General features: G+C 66.7%; 23 protein-coding genes. 14 read left to right on the top strand and 9 right to left on the bottom strand.

Annotated features, from left to right (window positions below; translation table 11 throughout):
* Nucleotides 1-22: 22 nt before the first annotated feature.
* On the top strand, nucleotides 23-523 hold the full coding sequence (locus tag ON43_RS14025; protein ID WP_245568584.1) for a DUF4240 domain-containing protein: 501 nt from the start codon (nucleotides 23-25) through the stop codon (nucleotides 521-523).
* Nucleotides 524-531: 8 nt separating this feature from the next.
* Here ON43_RS14025 and ON43_RS43685 read toward each other — a convergent pair whose 3' ends face one another.
* Complete coding sequence (locus tag ON43_RS43685) at nucleotides 532-996, bottom strand: GNAT family N-acetyltransferase (RefSeq protein ID WP_083913404.1); 465 nt, start codon at nucleotides 994-996, stop codon at nucleotides 532-534.
* A 285-nt stretch (nucleotides 997-1,281) separates the two neighbouring features.
* Here ON43_RS43685 and ON43_RS14015 point away from each other — a divergent pair, with 285 nt between their 5' ends.
* Nucleotides 1,282-2,829, top strand: coding sequence for a helix-turn-helix domain-containing protein (locus ON43_RS14015; protein WP_218003259.1), 1,548 nt, complete (start codon nucleotides 1,282-1,284; stop codon nucleotides 2,827-2,829).
* Nucleotides 2,830-2,991: 162 nt separating this feature from the next.
* Here the strand turns inward: ON43_RS14015 and ON43_RS14010 are convergent, their stop codons facing one another.
* The gene (locus ON43_RS14010; RefSeq protein ID WP_051178405.1) at nucleotides 2,992-3,609 is read right to left on the bottom strand and encodes a TetR/AcrR family transcriptional regulator; all 618 of its coding nucleotides are present in this window, start codon (nucleotides 3,607-3,609) and stop codon (nucleotides 2,992-2,994) included.
* 116 nt (nucleotides 3,610-3,725) lie between these two features.
* Here ON43_RS14010 and ON43_RS14005 point away from each other — a divergent pair, with 116 nt between their 5' ends.
* Nucleotides 3,726-4,094 carry an ester cyclase gene (locus tag ON43_RS14005; protein WP_051178404.1) on the top strand — a complete coding sequence of 123 codons (369 nt, stop codon included), beginning with the start codon at nucleotides 3,726-3,728 and terminating at the stop codon, nucleotides 4,092-4,094.
* Nucleotides 4,095-4,224: 130 nt separating this feature from the next.
* Here the strand turns inward: ON43_RS14005 and ON43_RS14000 are convergent, their stop codons facing one another.
* Complete coding sequence (locus ON43_RS14000; protein ID WP_157514025.1) at nucleotides 4,225-4,662, bottom strand: hypothetical protein; 438 nt, start codon at nucleotides 4,660-4,662, stop codon at nucleotides 4,225-4,227.
* An 80-nt stretch (nucleotides 4,663-4,742) separates the two neighbouring features.
* Between ON43_RS14000 and ON43_RS44805 the strand changes: the two genes are divergently transcribed.
* Nucleotides 4,743-5,075 (top strand): hypothetical protein, encoded by a 333-nt coding sequence (locus ON43_RS44805; protein WP_157514024.1) that lies wholly within the window; start codon nucleotides 4,743-4,745, stop codon nucleotides 5,073-5,075.
* Between the two features lie 15 nt (nucleotides 5,076-5,090).
* On the opposite strand, the gene ON43_RS13990 is transcribed toward ON43_RS44805, so the two are convergent.
* Nucleotides 5,091-5,480, bottom strand: coding sequence for a hypothetical protein (locus ON43_RS13990; protein WP_040807634.1), 390 nt, complete (start codon nucleotides 5,478-5,480; stop codon nucleotides 5,091-5,093).
* 276 nt (nucleotides 5,481-5,756) lie between these two features.
* Between ON43_RS13990 and ON43_RS13985 the strand changes: the two genes are divergently transcribed.
* A complete protein-coding gene (locus tag ON43_RS13985) occupies nucleotides 5,757-6,794 on the top strand; it encodes a LacI family DNA-binding transcriptional regulator (protein WP_040807631.1) in 1,038 nt (345 codons plus the stop codon).
* Nucleotides 6,795-6,815: 21 nt separating this feature from the next.
* A complete protein-coding gene (locus ON43_RS13980) occupies nucleotides 6,816-7,025 on the top strand; it encodes a hypothetical protein (RefSeq protein WP_040807629.1) in 210 nt (69 codons plus the stop codon).
* 8 nt (nucleotides 7,026-7,033) lie between these two features.
* Here the strand turns inward: ON43_RS13980 and ON43_RS13975 are convergent, their stop codons facing one another.
* The gene (locus ON43_RS13975) at nucleotides 7,034-7,636 is read right to left on the bottom strand and encodes a GNAT family N-acetyltransferase (RefSeq protein WP_245568583.1); all 603 of its coding nucleotides are present in this window, start codon (nucleotides 7,634-7,636) and stop codon (nucleotides 7,034-7,036) included.
* Nucleotides 7,637-7,743: 107 nt separating this feature from the next.
* Here ON43_RS13975 and ON43_RS13970 point away from each other — a divergent pair, with 107 nt between their 5' ends.
* From ON43_RS13970 to ON43_RS13960, 3 genes are all read left to right on the top strand, one after another.
* Nucleotides 7,744-8,283: an RNA polymerase sigma factor gene (locus ON43_RS13970; RefSeq protein WP_040807680.1), complete on the top strand. Its 540-nt coding sequence runs from the start codon at nucleotides 7,744-7,746 to the stop codon at nucleotides 8,281-8,283.
* 54 nt (nucleotides 8,284-8,337) lie between these two features.
* Nucleotides 8,338-8,799 carry a peroxiredoxin family protein gene (locus tag ON43_RS13965; protein ID WP_040807627.1) on the top strand — a complete coding sequence of 154 codons (462 nt, stop codon included), beginning with the start codon at nucleotides 8,338-8,340 and terminating at the stop codon, nucleotides 8,797-8,799.
* Nucleotides 8,800-8,872: 73 nt separating this feature from the next.
* Complete coding sequence (locus ON43_RS13960; protein ID WP_157514023.1) at nucleotides 8,873-9,769, top strand: aromatic prenyltransferase; 897 nt, start codon at nucleotides 8,873-8,875, stop codon at nucleotides 9,767-9,769.
* 428 nt (nucleotides 9,770-10,197) lie between these two features.
* Here ON43_RS13960 and argH read toward each other — a convergent pair whose 3' ends face one another.
* Genes argH through ON43_RS13945 form a run of 3 tightly spaced genes read right to left on the bottom strand, consistent with a single transcriptional unit; the run spans nucleotide 10,198 to nucleotide 13,772 of the window.
* On the bottom strand, nucleotides 10,198-11,619 hold the full coding sequence (argH, locus tag ON43_RS13955; protein WP_040807623.1) for an argininosuccinate lyase: 1,422 nt from the start codon (nucleotides 11,617-11,619) through the stop codon (nucleotides 10,198-10,200).
* Nucleotides 11,616-12,530 (bottom strand): SAM-dependent methyltransferase, encoded by a 915-nt coding sequence (locus ON43_RS13950; RefSeq protein ID WP_040807621.1) that lies wholly within the window; start codon nucleotides 12,528-12,530, stop codon nucleotides 11,616-11,618. The genes argH and ON43_RS13950 overlap by 4 nt, the downstream gene beginning before the upstream one ends.
* Before the next feature lie 39 nt (nucleotides 12,531-12,569).
* Nucleotides 12,570-13,772 carry an argininosuccinate synthase gene (locus ON43_RS13945; protein ID WP_040807618.1) on the bottom strand — a complete coding sequence of 401 codons (1,203 nt, stop codon included), beginning with the start codon at nucleotides 13,770-13,772 and terminating at the stop codon, nucleotides 12,570-12,572.
* Nucleotides 13,773-14,014: 242 nt separating this feature from the next.
* Here ON43_RS13945 and ON43_RS13940 point away from each other — a divergent pair, with 242 nt between their 5' ends.
* Nucleotides 14,015-14,794 carry a trans-aconitate 2-methyltransferase gene (locus ON43_RS13940; RefSeq protein ID WP_040807615.1) on the top strand — a complete coding sequence of 260 codons (780 nt, stop codon included), beginning with the start codon at nucleotides 14,015-14,017 and terminating at the stop codon, nucleotides 14,792-14,794.
* 23 nt (nucleotides 14,795-14,817) lie between these two features.
* Here the strand turns inward: ON43_RS13940 and ON43_RS13935 are convergent, their stop codons facing one another.
* The gene (locus tag ON43_RS13935) at nucleotides 14,818-15,570 is read right to left on the bottom strand and encodes a CHAP domain-containing protein (protein WP_040807613.1); all 753 of its coding nucleotides are present in this window, start codon (nucleotides 15,568-15,570) and stop codon (nucleotides 14,818-14,820) included.
* 687 nt (nucleotides 15,571-16,257) lie between these two features.
* On the opposite strand from ON43_RS13935, the gene ON43_RS13930 reads away from it, so the two are divergent.
* Genes ON43_RS13930 through ON43_RS13915 form a run of 4 tightly spaced genes read left to right on the top strand, consistent with a single transcriptional unit; the run spans nucleotide 16,258 to nucleotide 20,011 of the window.
* Nucleotides 16,258-18,645, top strand: coding sequence for a sensor histidine kinase (locus tag ON43_RS13930; RefSeq protein WP_051178403.1), 2,388 nt, complete (start codon nucleotides 16,258-16,260; stop codon nucleotides 18,643-18,645).
* Between the two features lie 19 nt (nucleotides 18,646-18,664).
* On the top strand, nucleotides 18,665-19,093 hold the full coding sequence (locus tag ON43_RS13925; protein ID WP_040807611.1) for a roadblock/LC7 domain-containing protein: 429 nt from the start codon (nucleotides 18,665-18,667) through the stop codon (nucleotides 19,091-19,093).
* Nucleotides 19,090-19,443 carry a DUF742 domain-containing protein gene (locus ON43_RS13920; protein WP_040807610.1) on the top strand — a complete coding sequence of 118 codons (354 nt, stop codon included), beginning with the start codon at nucleotides 19,090-19,092 and terminating at the stop codon, nucleotides 19,441-19,443. Before ON43_RS13925 ends, ON43_RS13920 begins: the two co-directional genes overlap by 4 nt.
* Nucleotides 19,427-20,011 (top strand): GTP-binding protein, encoded by a 585-nt coding sequence (locus tag ON43_RS13915; RefSeq protein WP_083913401.1) that lies wholly within the window; start codon nucleotides 19,427-19,429, stop codon nucleotides 20,009-20,011. The genes ON43_RS13920 and ON43_RS13915 overlap by 17 nt, the downstream gene beginning before the upstream one ends.
* Nucleotides 20,012-20,017 lie beyond the last annotated feature (6 nt).

Raw genomic sequence — 20,017 nt, 5'->3', positions numbered from 1 at the left:
TGATCTCGGCATGATGGTGTGGTTGGCCGACGCGAGATCAGCTCGGCCCGTTGACCTTCGCCCGCCCGCGCTGGCCGGTCCAGGCAGCGCGACCAGCGGCACCATGGTGTGTCGGCGAGGGTGCGGAATGTGCGGCGGGTTCTGCTACCGTCCGGCGGTGGGCATGATCTCGACACCGGCCGAGGAGTCTCGGTTCTGGGACCTTATCGAGTCGGCTCAGGAGTTGACCGTGTTGGATCGGGTGCTCGAACGCAAGCTGTACAACATCGACCGCGCGGACATCCAGCAGGTGACCGATGGTTCCGACGACGGGTTTCTGTATTGCCGAGGTTTCATCGTCGCGATGGGTCGGAACTTCTACGAGGCGGTGGCAGCCGATCCCGCTGTCGCGGTACTCGATGCCGAGTGCGAGGCGATGTGCTACCTGTTCGCGAACTTGCACAACGATCGTTTCGGCGTTTACCCCGACACCGGTTCCGGCATTTCGCGGGAGTCGGCATCCAACCCTGCCGGCTGGGCATGAACTACTGGTCAAGAGCCTGCGGGTACGGTGACCGGGCTCAGTTCGTTGGGCAACAGGCTGAATAGGAGTGTGTCGCGGCGCCGACCCTGAAAGGGCGTGTGGGATCGCATCAAACCCTCCTCGACGAAATCGCACCGTTCGGCGACGCGTCGGGAAGCCAGATTGTCTGGTGCACACGTCAACACGAGTCGCATGATCGCGAGGTCGGTGAACGCCCATCGGGCGAGAAGTCGTACCGCCCGACTGGCGATACCGCGCCCACGGACAGGGGCCGATAGCCAATATCCGACCGCTGCCCGGCCTTCGCTCGATTCGACATCGTAGATCGATGCGCCGCCCCACACCCGTTGGGAATCGGCCGCAAGGCATTGCGGATCCCGAAAGCCCGCGAACCGCTGCGCGAAATCCGACGGCAGCCAAAGACGCAATGCCACAACATCATCCACGAGACCACCGCGCGGCAGCTCTATCATCGGCACATCATCGACTGTATCGACCTGCCGAAATGCAAGCACACCACGGTCGGTACGGACCCGACCTGATGTGTACACACCAGCCGAACCCGCGGCGCAGCTCCGCACGCCCGGGTCGCGGCAATGCAGTGCGTTCGCTGACAGCCTTCCTGTCTCGCTCGTCGGCCTTGACGACACGTTCGGAGCAGCTCGTACACTCGAGACGAAATACCTCATATGAGATCTCAAGAGATATCATACCGCTGGTTGACCCCGCTATAACGTCAGATGTGATATTTTCTGGCCGTGACTGTGGCTAACCGGCAAGCTGATCAGCTCGAACAGCTCGGGCGACTCGTCCGAGAATCACGCAAGTCACGGGGGTGGACGCAAACGCAGCTGGCCTCGGCGTTGGGCACCTCGCAGAGCGCTGTCAACCGGATCGAGCGTGGGCATCAGAATGTCAGCCTCGAGATGCTGGCGCGGGTGGGGCGGGCGCTGGACACCGAACTCGTGTCCGTCGGCCACGCTACTGGCCCAACGCATTTGCGGATCGTCGGCGGCCAGCCGCTGTCGGGGTCGATCGCCGTCAATACCAGCAAGAACGCCAGCGTCTCGCTGCTGTGCGCGGCCTTGCTGAACTCCGGCCGCACCATCCTGCGGCGAGTCGCGCGTATCGAAGAGGTCAACCGGCTCACCGAAGTCCTGCGCAGCATCGGTGTGGGCATCGAATGGCTCGGCGACAACGGGGATCTCGAAATCATTCCACCCCCGACTCTCGACCTGGATTCGATGAACGTCGAGGCCGCCCGCCGCACCCGCAGCATCATCATGTTCCTGGGTCCGCTCATCCACGACTACGACCGATTCGAACTTCCCTACGCCGGCGGATGCGCGCTCGGCACACGCACGGTCGAACCACACCTGGCCGCCCTTCGGCCCTTCGGGATCGACATCGACGCCACCGACGGCAGCTACCACGTCCACGCCGGACAGCGCCGCACGCCAGCCAAACCGATCGTGCTCGTCGAACGCGGCGACACGGTCACTGAGAACGCGCTGCTGGCCGCGGCACGTCGCGACGGGACGACCGTCATTCGAAATGCCAGCTCCAACTACATGGTCCAGGACTTGTGCTTCTTCCTCGACCGGCTCGGCGTCCAGGTCGACGGGATCGGCACGACCACGCTGACCGTTCACGGCAAAACCCGCATCGAGGTCGACGTCGATTACGCGCCGTCCGAGGATCCGATCGAGGCGATGAGTCTGATCGCCGCCGGGATCGCCACCGGCTCGACGCTCGAGATACGGCGCGTACCAATCGAATTCATGGAAGTCGAACTCGCCCTGCTCGACCACATGCACCAGCAGTTCGACCTGTCGAGCGAATACCCCGCGGACAACGGGCACACCCGCCTAGTTGACATCACCGTGCAGCCCTCACGCCTGCGCGCGCCGCGAGACAAGGTGCACCCCATGCCCTTTCCCGGCCTCAACATCGACAACCTGCCCTTCTTCGCCCTCATCGTCGCGATGGCCGAAGGCAAAACCCTCGTCCACGATTGGGTCTACGAGAATCGCGCCATCTATCTGACCGAACTCACCAAACTCGGCGCCTCCATCACCCTGCTCGACCCCCACCGCGTCTACGTCGAAGGCCCGACCCGATGGTCGGCCGCAGAGGTTATTTGCCCGCCCGCTCTGCGGCCTGCGGTGGTCATCCTGCTGGCCATGCTCGCGGCCAAAGGAACGTCGGTGCTGCGCAACATCTACGTGATCAACCGCGGCTACGAGCAACTCGCCGAACGCCTCGGGCGCCTCGGCGCACAGATCGAAACCTTCCGCGACTACTGAATGGCTCGCGCCATGGCGTGCGTCCGATGATGCTCTACCAGCGGAAGCCCACCTGCTATGCCGTCGCGCTGGCCGCTCATGTCAGCGCGATCAGCGGCTAGCTCACTGGCGTGGACCAGGTTGGGCAATGTCGTGAGCGGAGCTGCTGACTGGAGTGTTCTGTCATCTGGGGCGTAGTCCATCGAGGATGACACTTGCGATGTGTGTCGCGCGGGCGGGGTTGGCTTGCGCGTTGGCGTGGTGGATCGCGGTGAACGCGCCTGCGACGAGCGCCATTACCTCCTCGACGGTGATGTCAGCGCGCACGAGGGCAGCGGTACGTCCCCGGTCGAGCAGTTCGGAAACATGACCGGTCAGCGCCGCAGCGACACCGGGTGCCACGACGCGTAGGTCGAATTCCGCGGCGGCGAGCGCGCTTTTGACGGCGCTGTTCTCGGCTCCGTTGGCCATCATGCGCGATAACAGCGTGAACACCGCGGCAGGGTCGTCGCCAGCCGCCAGTGTCGCGGCCTCTGACACCAGATGTTCGAGCTGATCGATCGAGACCGCAAGGTAGAGCGCTTCTTTGGTGGGAAAGTGCCGATGGACCGTCCCCGGGCCGACGCCGGCCTGCCGGGCGATCTCGTCGAGCGGAACACCGAGCCCGTTCCGGGCGAACAGCTGCTGCGCAGTATTCAGGACAGCTTGACGGTTGCGACGCGCGTCGGCGCGCAATCCCCGGGAGTTGTCACGCGGGGCCGAGGATTCGATCGGGATGCGCTGGGGCTGTTGCTTATTCATCGCGCATCTAGCTTAACCGGGGCGACGCCCCGTATGCTGCTTCGTATAACCGGGGCGGCGCACCGTTTACGGCAAGCCGGTATCCCGGATTCCGATCCCCTCGAAGAGGACATCTCATGACCATCCTCGATCCCGGCGCTGTGGTGCGGCGGTTGCAGGAGTGCTTCAACACCCGACAGTTCGACCAGGCAGACGAACTGCACACCCCGGACTTTTTCAGCCACGCGCTCGGCACCACCGGATTCGAAGCAGGCAAGAACGCCTGGCGCAGTCTCGTCGGCCAGTTCCCCAACATCCGTGTCGTCACCGAAGACGTCCTGGTCGATCAAGACCGGGTAGCGGTTCGCTCGACCGTCGAAGGGATACCGAGCTTGGACGGCCGGCCGCGTCCGATGATGATCGAGATTTTCCGTATCGACAACGGCCGGATCGCCGAGAACTGGGCGCTCGGCACTGGGCTGCCCTACAGCGCAGAAACCCTGTAGCGCAGTTCCCGCATCAACTGTATCGCGCCTGCCGATACTGAGATCCCCTCAGCACGTTGATCTTTGGGTGCCTGACGCTGGCCGATTACACCAGCGCGGTCAGCGGCTAGAAGAGTGCGTTCCGTGTGCGTCAAGAGTCGATCGCGTCAAGTACGAGATACTCGCCAGACTCTGAGAATTCAAAGATCGCTGCGTCGCTGAGGTCTTCGAGGTTCGCGTCGACGGGCTCGGAGAACTCGGCTAGCGATTTCGGCCACACCATACGGATAAGCCTGGCTTCGCCGTCGGACAACAGTCGTGTGGCGGTTCGTCTCGCCAGCGCCAAGGCGGTCGGGTCGTCGAGGTCGAATTCCGATCCCCGCAACAGCCACAGGATTTGGTAGACGCCGGTGGCGTCCTCGTCCTTGAGATGCTCGCGAGCTTCACGAAGGATCCATGCCTCGGCCGTCGAAAGATCCTGGGTCACCGCTGGAGTGTAGGAGCCGCACTTCTCGACGGACGCGGGTGACACGCTCTCCAGCATGACAGTGCGTCGGTTGCTCACTTGCGAACGACCGAGCGCGTTCACCGGCGGACGGTACGCCGCTTCGGGCGGATAACGTTGCGACCGACCTCAATCGCCGAGGTGCCGGACTGGAGAATGTTGGCATGTACTTCCGTGGCGATCTCCCGTTCCGTGGCGAGATCATCTGGCTCACCAGTGAACAAGGTGGTCGCTCATCGGGTCCACCGCCCACACACGCTGATCAGGACTTCGCCGCAACAGCATTCGTGCCTCCGTATACCGTGAAGGACGGCTTGGCATCATTCGTACTGCGCGTGGACGATCGCGCGGCGTGGCGGTCACCCGCGCGCGCAGGATGGCTGGTCGTCGACAACAGCGGCGATTACCGAATCCAGGTTGGTTCGGATGTAGTCGTCACCGGTGGGTCGCGCACGATCGCCTATTTCCACGTGAACGAAGTGCTCCGTCCTACCTGAGACCCGGGTGGCTTCTTATTCCAGGTCGGAGAAGGTGTCCTCACCGGGGCGCCACAGATCCCAAGCTCGGTCGGGAAATCCGGCGAGCATCGCGATTTCAGGGCCCTCCAGTTCCTCGGGTGTCGGATGAATGGAGAGAGTACCGATCGCGAACCCCAGGACAAGCCCGGCACCGACAGCTTCTTCCGTAGATACGACGGTCTGGCTGATCAAGGCGCACAACGAATCTCGATATCCGGAATCTCCCAGCGACCGAGTAATCCCATCGGCTTCGATGGTTGGCCAGACGTAGCAGGTCAAGCGTGGACCGTCGAAGTCCAGTTGAAGGTAATCCCTGACGAATACCACCGAGGCAAGCTCGAGACCGATGAGCCGACCGAGCAGCGAATCTTCAACAGGATCCATCAGCCCTCCTGGTGGTGAGCTCTGAAGAGCGAGCTGAAGCGGTCGAACGAACGAACAATAGTCCCATCTGGGCTGTACCTGCCGTACCAGCGGTCGGTGAGGGCGGTGATGTACGAAATTCGGTAGGAGCGGATGTTGGGATGTCATGCGGCTAAGGCCCGTTGGCGCTCAGGGCTGGGGTTTGGGTCGTGTTTGGTCGGGGCCTTCTGTATCGTTCTAGTAGAACGATACAGAAGGTGTTGTGGGAGGAGGTTGCGGGTGGGTTCGGGAGCGACTATGAAGTCTGTTGCCGCGGCGGTTGGGGTCTCGCTGTCGACGGTTTCCAATGCCTATAACAAGCCGGATCAGCTTTCGGCCGATGTGCGGGAGCGGATCTTTGCGGTGGCGCGCGAGCTCGGGTACTCCGGTCCGCACGCGGCGGCTCGCACGCTGCGTAGCCGGCGCGCCGGCGCGATCGGTCTGCTGCTCACCGAGCAGCTGTCCTATGCGTTCTCCGACCCTTTCGTGGTCGGGCTGCTCGCCGGGTTGAGCGAGGTCGCCGAGACGACGCGCACGGGGTTGTTGCTCATCCCGCTGGCCCGCCACGAACCGGGTGCCGACGAGGCGGCGATGCACGAGGCGGTCGAGACCATGCGCAATGCCGTTGTGGACGGCGTTGTCGCCTACTGCATCGACGCCGGACATCCTGCCCTCGAGGTGATCTCGCGCCGTGGATTGCCGTTCGTGCACACCGAGGATCACATCGATGCCGGCCGGCGCGTGCTGATCGATGAGGTCGGGGCCATGCGTGGTCTCGGCGCATACCTGGCCAGGCTCGGCCACACCCGGGTCGCGATGGTGGTCGACTCGGGGCGGGCCACGACCGCGCCGCACGAGATCACCGATGCCACCACGTTGTACGGCAATGCGCGGCTGCGCATTCAGGGCCTGCGGGAGGGGCTCGGGGCGAACGCCCGGCTGACGGTCGTATCCGGCGGTCACGACTCCGTCGAGGCCGGTTTCGCCGCCGCCGCACTGGCTCTCGACCGCCGCGACCGGCCGACCGCGATCGCCACCGGCGGCGATGTGCTCGCGTTCGGTGTCATCGAGGCGATGCGGCAGCGGGGCCTGGCACCCGGGCGCGACATCTCCGTCACCGGATTCGACGACGTCCCGGCCGCGGAGAGCGCGGGGCTCACCACTGTCCGCCAACCGATTCGAGACAAGGGACGGCTGCTCGGACGCATGCTGCTGGATCCGTCCTACACCGAAGACCGCGTCGTCCTACCCACCGAACTGGTAATCCGCTCCAGCACCGGTCCGGTGCGGAGCTGACCCTCGTACGAGGAGATCGAAATGAATCCCATCGCTGGCCACATCGCCGTCAAAGCGGTACGGGCCCTGTCCAATTCGGCCATGCCCGATGCTCCGGCCCGCCCCGCTCCGCCACCGCGCGAAGCCCGCCTCCGCAAGCACGTCGCCGCGTTCTTGCGCGGCTCCGCCCAGCGCCGAGCCCGCCTGGCCGACCGGCTCGACCCCTGCCTGGCCAAACCAACACCCTGCTGACCTCGGGCTCAAAATCGGTCTGCGGGAACCTCGTAGATGATCTCGAGGCCGTCCTCCTCGTCCCACTGCTCTCCGACCTCGACAAACCCGTACTGCGAGCAAAGCTGATACGAGGCGGTGTTGTCCGGACTGATCGTGACTCGAACCGTTCTCACCTCCGGCTCGCGCGACGCACGGCGCAACAGGTACTCCAACGCTGCCCGCGCGTAGCCGCGGCGGCGATAGGCCGGATCGACGGCATATCCGATCTCCACCATTCCCGATGCGTCCGGCCGCCCGTGAAAACCCGCCCTGCCCACGGCAACTCGCTCCTGATCATCCCAGATGACACCGGTGACCCATCCCGCGTCCGCCGGTTCTCTCGCGACCTGTGCACTACGCATCGACCACAGCCCTCGCCACTGCGGGTCCGCGAAACAAGCCGTCAGAACGACCGGACTGACCGCATTCGCCGCATCGAGGTCGCCTGCGGCCAGCGCGTCGAAGGCGCGGCGGTCCAACTGAACTATGCGCACCTGCGGTACCGCACGGCATTCATCCGCAATGATCTGATCCCCGGGCATACGGGCAACCTTCCACATGTCCTCGCCCCGCGCACCGATGAATCCCACGAAATCTTTCGATTACCTCGAATCCTTTTCGCACCCGCGACGCTCTTATGGTTGTGACAGTACGAATCGAAGCGAAATGCCTCGACGAACCTTCGAACGAGGCGGTAGTGGAACCTGGTTGGGCCGGTAGGCATCTGGTCGAGGCGGCGCAGAATGGCGATCGGGAGGCTGTCGCCGCGGTCGTGTACGGCGCGCATCCGCACGTTCGGCGGTTCGCTCGGCACCTGTGCGCCTCCGACGCCGACGCCGAGGACGCCACGCAGGAAGCGCTGATCATCCTGTACCGCAAGATCGGAACCCTGCGCGCGACCAGCGCACTGGCGTCCTGGATGTTCCGGATCGTCCGCAACGAATGCGTGCGCCGCGCCCGGCGCCTCCTCGACCAGACCCCGCGCACGGATTTCCCGGACACCGAGGTCGCCCACTCCGCCGAGGACGAAGTCCTGCGCCGGATCGAGGCCGACCAGCTCTCCCAGGCGATCACGGCCCTGCCCGAGGTGCAGCGCCGCGTGCTCATCATGCGCGACGTCCTCGGCTACCCCGGCCGCGCCACCGCCGACGCCCTCGGATTGAGCACCGCCGCAATGAAATCCCAGCTCCACCGCGCCCGCGCCGCCGTCCGGCAAAGCCTCGACCTCCGCCCGTAACCCCGGCCGCGCCAGCGCAATCCCACACACCCCATTCGAAGGGACGCCCCCACCATGCTCACTTCCGCACGCCCGGTCCCGGATCTGGACCTCGTCGACACCGCCGGACAGCCCTGGCGCCTGTCCGACAACCGCGACGCACGCGCCACCCTCCTCTACTTCATGCGCTCGACCTCATGCCCGATCTGCAACCGCCACGTCCGCGACCTCGTCGCGCAGCGCGCCGACTTCGACGCCGAGAACATCCGGGTCGTCGTGGTGGTGCCCGAGGACCCCGGCGCGGCCTCGGCCTGGAAGACCAAGCGCGCCATCCCGTTCCCGGTCCTCACCGGCAGCGCCCACGAATCGGTCGGCCTGACCCGCAAGCTCTTCGGCTCGATGCAACAGTCCGGCACCGTCCTGGTCGACTCCAACGGCACCGTCCGCCACGCCCACGGCGCGACAATGCCGATCAACAGCTACGACAAGAAGGGCATCGCCGCCGCCATCCACGCCCTGCCCGATGCCCGTCGATAGCTGAGATGCCGAGGCGGGCGAAGGCTATCCTGGGCCGGACGCGAGTAGCCATCGGCGAACATTCGAGGTGGACATGGGCACATCCGAACTTGTGACGCTCGAACGGATTCGACGGGACCTGCAAGAGTTCGCCCGCCTCGCCGAGGCGCCCTACGAGGCGGCGGCCGTGGACCCGGTGCTCGACGCGCTCGAAGAATTGTGGACCACGTCCATCCTCGGCGTTCGCACGACCACCCACCCGGTGCCGCGACGACGGCTGAACGTGCGGTTGATGAACTCGGGCAGCGGGGCGGACCCGGTCACCACGCTGCGTGAGGCGGGATTGCTCGAGTTCACCGGCCATCCGATGGAACAGCTGCTCACCGAAATCCCCGCCGCCGTGCCCGTCCTCTTCGGCGTCGATGTCGGGGTCGCCCAGGGTGTCGAGAAGGTCTGGATGATGTTCCCCGAGCCGATCAGCGTGCAACGCGTGCTGGCCTTCCCCGGCATCCCCGACGCGGCCCGCACCCACGCCCCGCACCTGAATCGCTACGGCGGCGAAATCGCGATCATGGCACTGGATTTCGCCAGCCGCACCATGAACCTCTACTCACAAGTCTTCGCCCCGGGCCTGCTCACCGCCACCGACATCACCACGATCCTGGCCGACCTCGAATTCGCCCCGCCCACCGACGAAGAACTGTCCCTGCTCCGCCAAACCTTCAACCTGTACCGAACCTTCTCCTGGACCTCCCCCCGCATGCAGCGCATCTGCTTCCCGGTCCGCCACCAGCCCGCCACCTTCCCCACCCACCTCGACCCGGTCCTCGCCCGCTTCGTCTCCGCCGCCCCCTACGCCGGAACAGGCTCCCAAACCTTCACCTTCTACACCGCCTACGGCCCCACCGACCGCTACTACAAGATCCAGGCCGAATACACCTCCCCCCGCCACATCCCCTTCCCCGGCGGCACCGAACCCCCGGTGAACTAGGCGAGAAATAAATGGGATGCGGCGCATGGGCGCACGTGGTTACAGTGCTCGGCATGTGGCTGTTCTTGTTCTCCTGAGCGCGATTCGCTGTTGATGCCCGGCGGTCTTGGAGGCCGTGCTGTGGCTTTTCCGATTTCGGCCGGCTTCCGATCCGGTTCGTCGGTCACGCATACCTGTAGGAGGACTGATGCCTGAGCGCTTTGAGCTGCCTGAAATTCCCTTGGAGAACCCTGCTGGGCAACCGTTGTCGCGGAAGGAACGGCGGGGGAAGAAGAAGGGGAAGCAGCACACCATCGACGGTGGGAAGGTGCACGATCCCGGTCGTGTGTCAGTGCCTGCCGCGAAGCATATGAATTACCGTCGCGGATGACGAACGGCCCGTTGGGTTTCCGGGAGTGGGAACCCAACGGGCCGTTTGTTGTTGCGGGTCAGCTCAGCCAGGCGCGTTGGGTGGCGGCGGTGCCGCGGACCTCTTCGAGTTGCTTGGCTACCTGGGTGCCTGCGGTGCCGCCGCGGGCGTTGCGGGAGGCGATGGAGCCCTGGACAGTCAAGACCTCGCGGACGCCGGGGGTCAGGGCGGGGTCGACGGCGGCGAATTCGGCGTCGGTGAGTTCGTCGAGGCCGACGCCGCGGGCCTCGGCGGCGCGGACGCAGCCGCCGGCGGCCTCGTGGGCTACGCGGAACGGGACACCTTGGCGGACAAGCCATTCGGCGATGTCGGTGGCGAGGGTGAAGCCGGCGGGGGCGAGCTCGGCCATGCGGTCGGTGTGGAAGGTCAGGGTGGAGACCAGGCCGGCGATGGCGGGGAGGAGCAGCTCCAGCTGGGCTACCGAGTCGAAGACCGGTTCCTTGTCTTCCTGCAGGTCGCGGTTGTAGGCCAGGGGCTGGGCCTTGAGGGTGGCGAGCAGGCCGGTGAGGTTGCCGATCAGGCGGCCCGCCTTGCCGCGGGTGAGCTCGGAGACGTCGGGGTTCTTCTTCTGCGGCATGATCGAGGAGCCGGTGGACCAGGCGTCGGCCAGGGTGATGTAGCCGAATTCCGGTGTGCTCCAGATGATCACCTCTTCGGCCATGCGGCTCAGATCGACGGCGATCATGGACAGCACGAACGCGGCCTCGGCGGCGAAGTCGCGAGAAGAGGTGGCGTCGATGGAGTTCGCGGCCGAGGAATCGAAATTCAGTTCCGCGGCAATGGCTTCCGGATCCAGCCCCAGGGAGGAGCCCGCGAGCGCGCCGGAACCATAGGGCGACACCGCGGCCCGCTTGTCGAAGTCGCGGATCCGGTCGATGTCACGCAGCAGCGGATGCGCGTGCGCGAGCAGATGATGCGCCAGCAGCACCGGCTGCGCGGCCTGCAGGTGGGTCTTGCCGGGCATGACCGCGTCCGGATGCGCGGCAGCCTGCTCGGTGATCGCATCGACCACGTCCAGCACGCCGGAGGCGATGTGCCGCATGGCATCCCGCAGCCACATCCGGAACAGCGTGGCCACCTGATCGTTGCGGGACCGGCCCGCGCGCAGCCGCCCACCGAGCTCGGTGCCGACCCGGTCGATCAGCCCGCGCTCGAGCGCGCCGTGCACGTCCTCATCGGATTCGAGCGGCCCGAACGCACCCGAGGCCACGTCGGCGGCAAGCGAATCCAGCCCGGCGAGCATGCCCGCCAGATCGGAGTCCGAGAGCAGCCCGGCCTTGTGCAGCACGCGCGCATGGGCTTTCGAGGCGCGGACGTCGTACGGTGCGAGCGCCCAGTCGAAGTGGGTCGACTTGCTCAGCGCCGCCATCGCCGCGGCCGGGCCGGACGCGAAGCGTCCACCCCACAGCGCGCCTTCATTGGTGCTGCCGCCCTGGGTCATTGCGTCTCGTCTCCTCGGGGTCGGATTGCGGTCATCAGAATGTGTTGGCCCATACCGGCTTTGGCCGCCTCGGGGACGGCACGGCCGCGGTCTTCGAGCAGGGCGACCGGATCGCCCTCGGTCACCAGCCAGCGGTGCATGGCGAACCAGTCGCGGGGGTCCTTGCGGTCCGCCCAGGGGTAGAACAGATTCTCCAGGTCGATGCGAACCCCGGCCTCGGCCATGACCTTTCGCCGGCGATCGCGGTACTCGTCGGCCATATCGCTGTCCATGCCCAGGTTCAACGCCATCCGGCTGCCGGGGGCGCTGAGTTCCACCAGCCGCTCGAGCAGCCGGTCCTGGGCGTGTCCGGGCAGATACCGCAGCAGGCCCTCCGCCAGCCAGGCGGTCGGCTCACCGGGTTCGAAACCCTTGTCCAGCAGGGCCTTCGGCCAGTCTTGCCGCAGATCGACGGCCACCTCGCGCCGATCGGCGGCGGGTTGCTCGTCGGCCAGCGCTCGCGCCTTGAAGGCCAGCACCTTCGGCTGATCCAGCTCGAAAATCCGCGTGCCCGCGGGCCATTCGAGCCGGTAGGCGCGGGCGTCGAGCCCGGCGGCCAGGATCACGATCTGCCGGATCCCGGCGCGCACGGCCGCGGCGAAATACTCGTCGAAGTACAGCGTGCGGGCGGTCAGGACACTGCCCAGGGCCCAACCGCGCATATCGCCCGCGGTGCGCGCCTGCTCGCTCAGCGTCCCGGACATGATGGCGTCCCAGCCCTGCGAGCCGACCGCGCCGACCAGCTTCGCCGCGTACGGATCCCGGAAAAGGGCGTCCGCACGGCTGGTTTCATACGCCCGGATGGCCGCCACGCCGATGGCCGTCGCGCCCACGCTCTCCGTGATGTCCCAACTGTCGTCATCGGTTCGCATGGGCGCTCTCCTTCGGCTGGTGCCTCCGGTCGCAGGCTACTACTTGCTGTTCAGGTCCCGACGCGCCGCGACCTTGGAGGACAGGCCGTGGATCTGCACGAAGCCCTTGGCCAGCGACTGGTCGAAGGTATCGCCCTCGTCGTAGGTGGCGAGGTTGAAGTCGTAGAGCGACTCGTCGGAGCGACGCCCGTTCACGACCACGCTGCCACCGTGCAGCACCATCCGGATCTCACCGGACACATGCTGCTGGGTGTCCTGCACGAAGGCGTCCAGCGCGCGCTTGAGCGGCGAGTACCACAGGCCGTCGTACACCAGCTCGCCCCAGCGCTGCTCGACCTGCCGCTTGTAGCGGCCCAGCTCGCGCTCGATGGTGACCGCTTCCATCTCCTGGTGCGCGGCGATCAGCGCGATGGCGCCCGGCGCCTCGTAGATCTCACGCGACTTGATGCCGACGAGCCGGTCCTCGACCATGTCGAGACGGCCCACACCCTGACGGCCGGCCCGCTTGTTCAGCTCGGTGATGGCCTCGAGCATGGTGACCGGGCGGCCGTCGATGGCGACCGGAACACCCTTGTCGAAGGTGACGATGAGCTCGTCGGGCGCCTCGAAGTTGACGGTCGGGTCGACGGTGTAGTCGTAGACGTCCTTGGTCGGCGCGTTCCACAGATCCTCGAGGAACCCGGTCTCGACCGCGCGGCCCCACAGGTTCTGGTCGATGGAGAACGGCGACTTCTTCGACACGTTGATCGGCAGGTTGTTCTCACCCGCGAACTCGATGGCCTTCTCACGGGTCCAGGCGTAGTCGCGGACCGGCGCGATGACCTTCAGGTCGGGCGCGAGCGCGCCGATGCCGACCTCGAAGCGGACCTGGTCGTTGCCCTTACCGGTGCAGCCGTGGGAAACGGTGTCGGCGCCGTGGTATTCGGCGGCCTCGACCAGGTGCTTGACGATCAGCGGCCGGGAGATGGCCGAGACCAGCGGGTAGCGGCCCATGTAGAGGGCGTTGGCCTGCACGGTCGGCAGGCAGTACTCGTTGGCGAACTCGTCGCGGGCGTCCACGACGATGGACTCGACGGCGCCGCAGTCCAGCGCGCGCTGGCGCACATCGTTCATGTCCTCGCCACCCTGGCCGAGGTCGATGGCGACGGCGACGACTTCCGCGCCGGTCTCCTTCGCGATCCAGCTGATGGCGACAGAGGTGTCCAGCCCGCCGGAGTAGGCGAGTACGACGCGCTTCGTCATAGTCCGTGTGCTCCTCGATTGTGCGTATAGGTCCCGGGCCGGTGCGCGCGAGTCGCGTGCCGTGTCCGGCTCTGCGTGGCGCTCCGTCGTCCTGCAAATGATTATGCACGACGATGCAATCCCATTCATAACCGGGTCCCCCACCCGATCGAACCGACCGCCCCCATCCTTGCACCGCACCCGCCAGAGGAATACAGTACGGACGTACGGTTTGGGAAATTCGACGATGATCGGAGCGGCCCATGTGGGATCCGGCCAAGTACCTCGCCTTCGACGATCTGCGCGCACGACCGTTCTTCGACCTGGTGAACCGGGTCGGCGCGACCGCGCCCCGGCGCGTGGCCGATCTGGGCTGCGGGCCCGGAAACCTGACCGCTACCCTGGCCCGGCGCTGGCCCGATGCGACCCTAGAGGCGTTCGACTCCTCACCCGAAATGGTCTCCGCCGCAAAGGAACACGGTATCGACGCCACCGTCGCCGACGTCCGCGACTGGCTGCCCTCCCCCGATACGGATGTGGTGGTCACCAACGCGGTCCTGCAATGGGTCCCGGATCACCTTGCGCTGCTTGCGGGTTGGATCGAGGCCCTGCCCGACGGCGCGTGGTTCGCCCTCCAGGTCCCCGGAAACTTCGATGCCCCCTCACATCTGACGATCCGAGAACTGGCCAACTCCGAAAAGTGGTACGGCAAGCTGGGATCCGCCGGAATCCTCGAGCGCGAGGCCGTGCCCGACCCGGCCGGGTACGCCGCCGTCCTCGCCGCCGCGGGCTGCGAGGTCGACGCCTGGGAAACCACCTACCTCCAGCCCCTCACCGGACCCGATCCGGTCCTGGAGTGGGTGACGGGCACGGCACTGCGCCCGGTCCGAGACGCCCTCGACGACGCCGACTGGCAGTTCTTCCGCGCCGACCTCGCCCCGCTGTTGCGCGCCGCCTATCCGCAACAACCCGACGGCACCACCTGGCTACCGTTCCGCCGGGTATTCGCGGTGGCGCACAAGCACTCCCGCCGGGCGGCCTGACGATCGAGCGGGGCGACGGCCGCCTACCTGGCGTCGGAGGTGGTGTCGTGGATCCAGTCGATCACCGTGAGCTGCCCCAGCGGCTGCGGTACCCCATTGATCATCGTGATCGTCACGAACGCCGAGCCCGGTGCGCCGTTGCTCCGATTCTGGTTGATCATCGTGATGACGCCGTGGCCGGTGGCCGACACCAGCGCGGCCGTGACGACACCGGTGTGGCCGGGGCGGCCGGGCTGTCCGAAGCTCAGCACGTCGCCGGGCACGGGCACGCTGCCCCGGCCCGGATATACGCGAATCAGCGGAGTGTCGGAGATATCGAAGCCGAACAGCTTCTGAATCATCGGATCGAAATACGCGTCGACCAGGACATCGCCGTTCACCGCGACGGCGGGCAGGTGGTATCGCTGGTTCAGATATCGCTCGCTGAGCTCCACGCATTCCCATTCCAGCGCCCCGCCCCATCGGGCCCCGGGGTCCGTCCCGGAAACCACGTCATTATTCGGCCCGCACGCGATGAGGTCGCCCCAGCGCCCGATTTCCACGCTGCCGGGATCGTTTCCCGGGTCGCAGACTCCGCCCCGCCACCAGGACGGCAACCCGAAGGTCGGGGGCGGCATGCCACCGCCGACCGACACACCCGCCGAAGCCGCACCCGCCGAGAGCGTTTCGATGGTCGTGGATAAATCCGGCGTCACGAAGTCGGCGACGGCGTCGCCCGGGCCATGGCTGCCGGAAAGTGCCAGCAACGCGAACAATACGATTCCCGCGATTCGCATTGGTGTGCCGATCCTCCATTCTTCCGATACTCACCGCCCCCGCCTTCACGTATCCGTCCGAACGCCAAACAAATCGGGAGGCTATCAGGCGTTCCACGCGGACAGCGGATGCCGACAAATGGCGCGCCGATTTGTGAAATAAGTATTTTTCTTCCATTGAGAGAGCGGCTCCCACGGCGGCTCGTCGACTCGCCCGACGACGCCGTCCGGCGGCCGGTCGGCCCGACTCCAATTGTGGCACACCAATGTTCCAGATTTGTTCGCCGATCACGTCGCACCCCACCCCGGTGGCCACCAGCTACTTCTCCGCGAATCGGCGGCGACCTCGCGAAGGTGCCGCCGCCGATTTGCATTTCGAGACAAGCGATCCGGCTGTCAGTCAATAGTTAAGTTCACGCGTTGAACTTAAGTCCCTCTGGAGTTGACTGCCGCGAGGCCATATGGGAGCTTTCAGACGGCTCCCGTGGGTTCGAATTGCGAGCCTCGCGGACTTTCAGAGGAGAAGCAGGAGTGCGGTCACGCCTATGGCGGGAAATGCCAAGGGACATACCGGAGTCGGAGGACGTGTCACCCAACGACACACAACCGGTACCGGGGGTTGCATTCACCGGGCTACTGCGCGCCAGGACAATTCGCGGGCAGCTTTCCCGAATCTTGGCGTTCGCTTTGATTTTGGTTCTTGTTCCCTTGGCAGCGACCCTGCAACGGGCGTATAAGGACTACCGCGAATCCGAGGACACGCGCCAGGCGGTATCGCTCGCATTGAATGTCCAGGATCTGACCGACCAGATCCAGCGCGAACTCGGACTCAGCAACGGCCTGCTCGGTGGTGACGGCAGCCTGCAGCAGCCGCTGCAAGCCCAGCGGCACACCGTGGACACCACGCTCGACACGGTCAAGGCCGCGGCGGGCGGGGACGCGCCGGGCGCGGATCAGGTCCGTGCGGCGCTGGCGCAGCTGAACCTGCTGGGCAACACCAGGACCCAGGTCGACACCCGCCGCGTCAGCCGCCCCGTCGTGCTGAAGTTCTACGGCGACGCGGTGAGCGCGCTGAACGGCCTGACGCTGGGCCTGGATCGGGCCGCCGACGCCGAACTCCAGCGCGGCCTGCAGGCCTTCTACGCACTGGGCTCGGTCAAGGAGCAGTTCGACAAGGAGCGCGGCTTCCTCAACGGCGTCTTCGTGGCGGGGCACTTCTCCGGCGGTGAGTACGGCCAGTTCCTGGAGATCCGCTCGGCCAAACAGTCCGCGCTGCAATCCTTCGCGCGCTTCGCCGGGACCGACCGGCGCGGCGATCTGGACGAGGCCATGCGCGGCGACGACGCCACCCGGGTCGGGCAGGACGAGAGCATCGCGCTGGCGTCGGGCGACGGCCCGCTGGCCCGCCCGGTGGATCCGGCGACCTGGTGGACCCGGATGACCGGCGTCATCGACGCGCAGCGCACCGTGCAGAAGGCCGTGGGCGGCGATATCCGTTCCCGCGCCGACGCATTGCGTGATGCCGCGCAAACGCAGCTGATCATCTTCCTGGTCGGCGCGGCCATCGCCATCGCGGCCATGATCGCCCTGGTGCTCGCCTCGGTGCGCAATCTGGTGCGGCCGCTGGCCACCCTGGCCGGGGAGGCCGACGAGGTGGCGTCGCGGCGGCTGCCCGGGGTCATCGACGAGTGGTCGCACGCCCTCGACAGCGCGCCGGAACCGCCCGCCGCGGTGCGTCCGCCCGCGGGCGCGAGCGCCGAGATCGCCGCCGTCGCCGACGCTCTGGATCGCGTGCAGACCACCGCGTTCGAGCTCGCGTCTCAGCAGGCGCTGGTGCGCCGCAATACCGTCGAGTCGATGGGCAGCCTGGCCCGCCGCAACCAGAAGCTGGTGCACCGCCAGCTCGCCCTGATCAGCCACTTCGAACGCGAGGAGCTCGATCCGCAGGGCCTGGCGAACCTGTTCGAACTCGATCACCTGGCCACCCGCATGCGCCGCAATGCCGAGAGCCTGCTGGTGCTGGTCGGCGAGAACAGCCCGCGCCGGGTACCGCAGCCGATCTCGCTGGTGAACGTGATCCGCGCGGGCATGTCGGAGGTGGACGACTACCGCCGGGTGGTGTTGCGCCGCATCGAGGATGTGTTCATCGTGGGCTCGGCGGCCAGCGAACTGTCGCACATGCTGGCCGAACTGCTGGAGAACGGCTTGGCCTTCTCGCCGCCCGATCTGGATGTCGAGGTCTACGGCCGCCGGGCCGCGCAGGGGTATCTGCTGGCGGTGGTCGACCACGGTGTCGGCATGACCGCCGAGCAGCTCGCGCAGTCCAATGCCAAGCTGCGCGGCGAGCAGGACTTCATCGTCGCGCCGACCCGCTACCTCGGCCACTATGTGGTGGGCCGCCTCGCCCAGCGGCTGGGCATCGAGATCGAGCTGAACACCTCGCCGGTCAGCGGCATCGTCGCGCGCCTGACGCTGCCGCCGGAATTGCTTGCGACGGAAGGGGATCTGCTCACCGAGACGGTGCAGGAGTCGGCGGCGATCACCACGGTCGAGCCGACCTGGGGCTCGGACCCGGCGCCTATTGCCGCCCCCGCCCCGGAGCCGGTGCGCGCCGCGATCCCGAGGGCGGCCGAGCCCGTCGCCCTGCCGGAATACCGGGCACCGGAACCCGTCGCACCGCCGGAACCCCCGGCGCAGCCGGAACCGCTTGCGCAGCCGGAACGGACGTGGCCCGAACGCGTCGCCCTGCCGCCGAGCCCCGAGCCCGACACCGCGCCGGTGCACCGCCCGCCCAGGCCCGCCGCCGCGCCGGATCCGGACCGGCTCACGACGCGCAACGGATTGGTCAAGCGCAACAAGGCCGCTCGCGCCGCGACCGCTACCACGCAGCAGCGCCCGGCGCCGGCGGCCACCCCGCCGCCCGCGCCGGAGCCGGTGGCCGAGCGCACGCCGGAGCAGACCCGTTCCATGCTCGCCGCCTTCCGCGCCGGGCACGAGCGGGCCGCGGAGATCTATACGACCTCTTCCCGCCTGCAGCCGGTGCTCGACGATATAGCCTCCCGCACAGCAGATTCCACTGCACAACCCCGTCCGTGACGACCCGAGAGGAGATCCGGTGACCGCCCAGCTGCCGAGCGCCGATCCCCATTCCTTCAGCTGGCTGCTGGCGAACTTCGTTCGCAATACCCCGGGGGTGCGCGATACCGTCGCCGTCTCCTCCGACGGGCTGCTCATCGCCATGTCCGATGGTTTGGAACGGGTCGCGGCAGATCGCCTGGCCGCCATGGTCTCCGGGCTCACCAGCCTGGCGACCAGCGCCTCGCGGAGCTATTCCTTCGAGGGCCTGAAGTTGATCATGATCGAGATGAAGCGCGGCTTCCTGCTGGTCTCGGCCATGGGCAACGGCAGCTGCCTCGGCGTCATCGCGGACGGCAACTGCGATGTCGGCCTGCTCGGCTACGAGATCTCCATTCTCGCCGAGCGCGCCGGTTCCCTGCTGGATCCGGCCCTCATCTCCGAGCTACGAGAGACACTGCGGCGATGAGAGATTCCGACCCCGACCTCACCCAGGGCGCGCACGATTTCGTGCGGCCCTTCGTGGTCACCGGCGGCCGCACCACCCCGGTCATCGACGGCCTGCGCATCGAGACCCTGGTGACCGCGGCCCCGCACGCGCACTCCGCGCCGGTCCAGCTGGAACAGCGCGAGGTGGTGCGGTTGTGCCGGCAGCCCACCTCCATTGCCGAAATCGCTGCCGCACTGCATGTTCCGGTCGGCGTGGCCAAGGTGATCGTGAGCGATCTGGCCGCCGGCGGCTACCTGACGGTGCGCGAGGCGCCCGAGCTGTCCACCGCCGCCATCGAGAGGATCCGCGACCTTGTCCGCGCACTCTGACACCCAAATCGCCCCGCGCACACCGTCTTCGGTCAAGATCGTGATCAGCGGCGGCTTCGGCGTCGGCAAGACCACCTTCATCGGCGCCATCTCCGAGATCGAGCCGCTGGCCACCGAGGCCGCCATGACCGAGGCCGCGATCAATGTCGACGATCCCGGACATCGCGCGGACAAGACCCAGACCACGGTGGCGCTCGACTTCGGCCGCATCACCCTGGACCGCTCACTGATCCTGTACCTGTTCGGCACCCCGGGCCAGGAGCGGTTCGTCTTCCTGTGGGACGACCTGGTGGACGGCGCGCTGGGCGCGGTGATCGTGGTCGACACCAGCCGGATCGACGACTGCTACCCGGTGCTCGACTACTTCGAGGAGACCGGGACCCCGTTCGTGGTGGTGGTCAACCGCTTCGACGGCGAACCGCGCTTCGATCTCGAGGAGGTGCGCGAGGCCCTCGAACTCGAGGGCGACATCCCCGTGCTGGAATGCGATGCGCGCGACCGGGAATCGGTCAAGAACGTCTTGGTGGCCCTGCTGGAGCAGGTCCTGTATCACCGGCTCACGGCGTAGCGGAGG

The sequence above is a fragment of the Nocardia concava NBRC 100430 genome, from assembly GCF_000308815.1.
Lineage (GTDB): Bacteria > Actinomycetota > Actinomycetes > Mycobacteriales > Mycobacteriaceae > Nocardia > Nocardia concava.
Note: the sequence above shows the minus strand (reverse complement) of the source record. Positions and strands in the feature narration are given on the sequence as shown.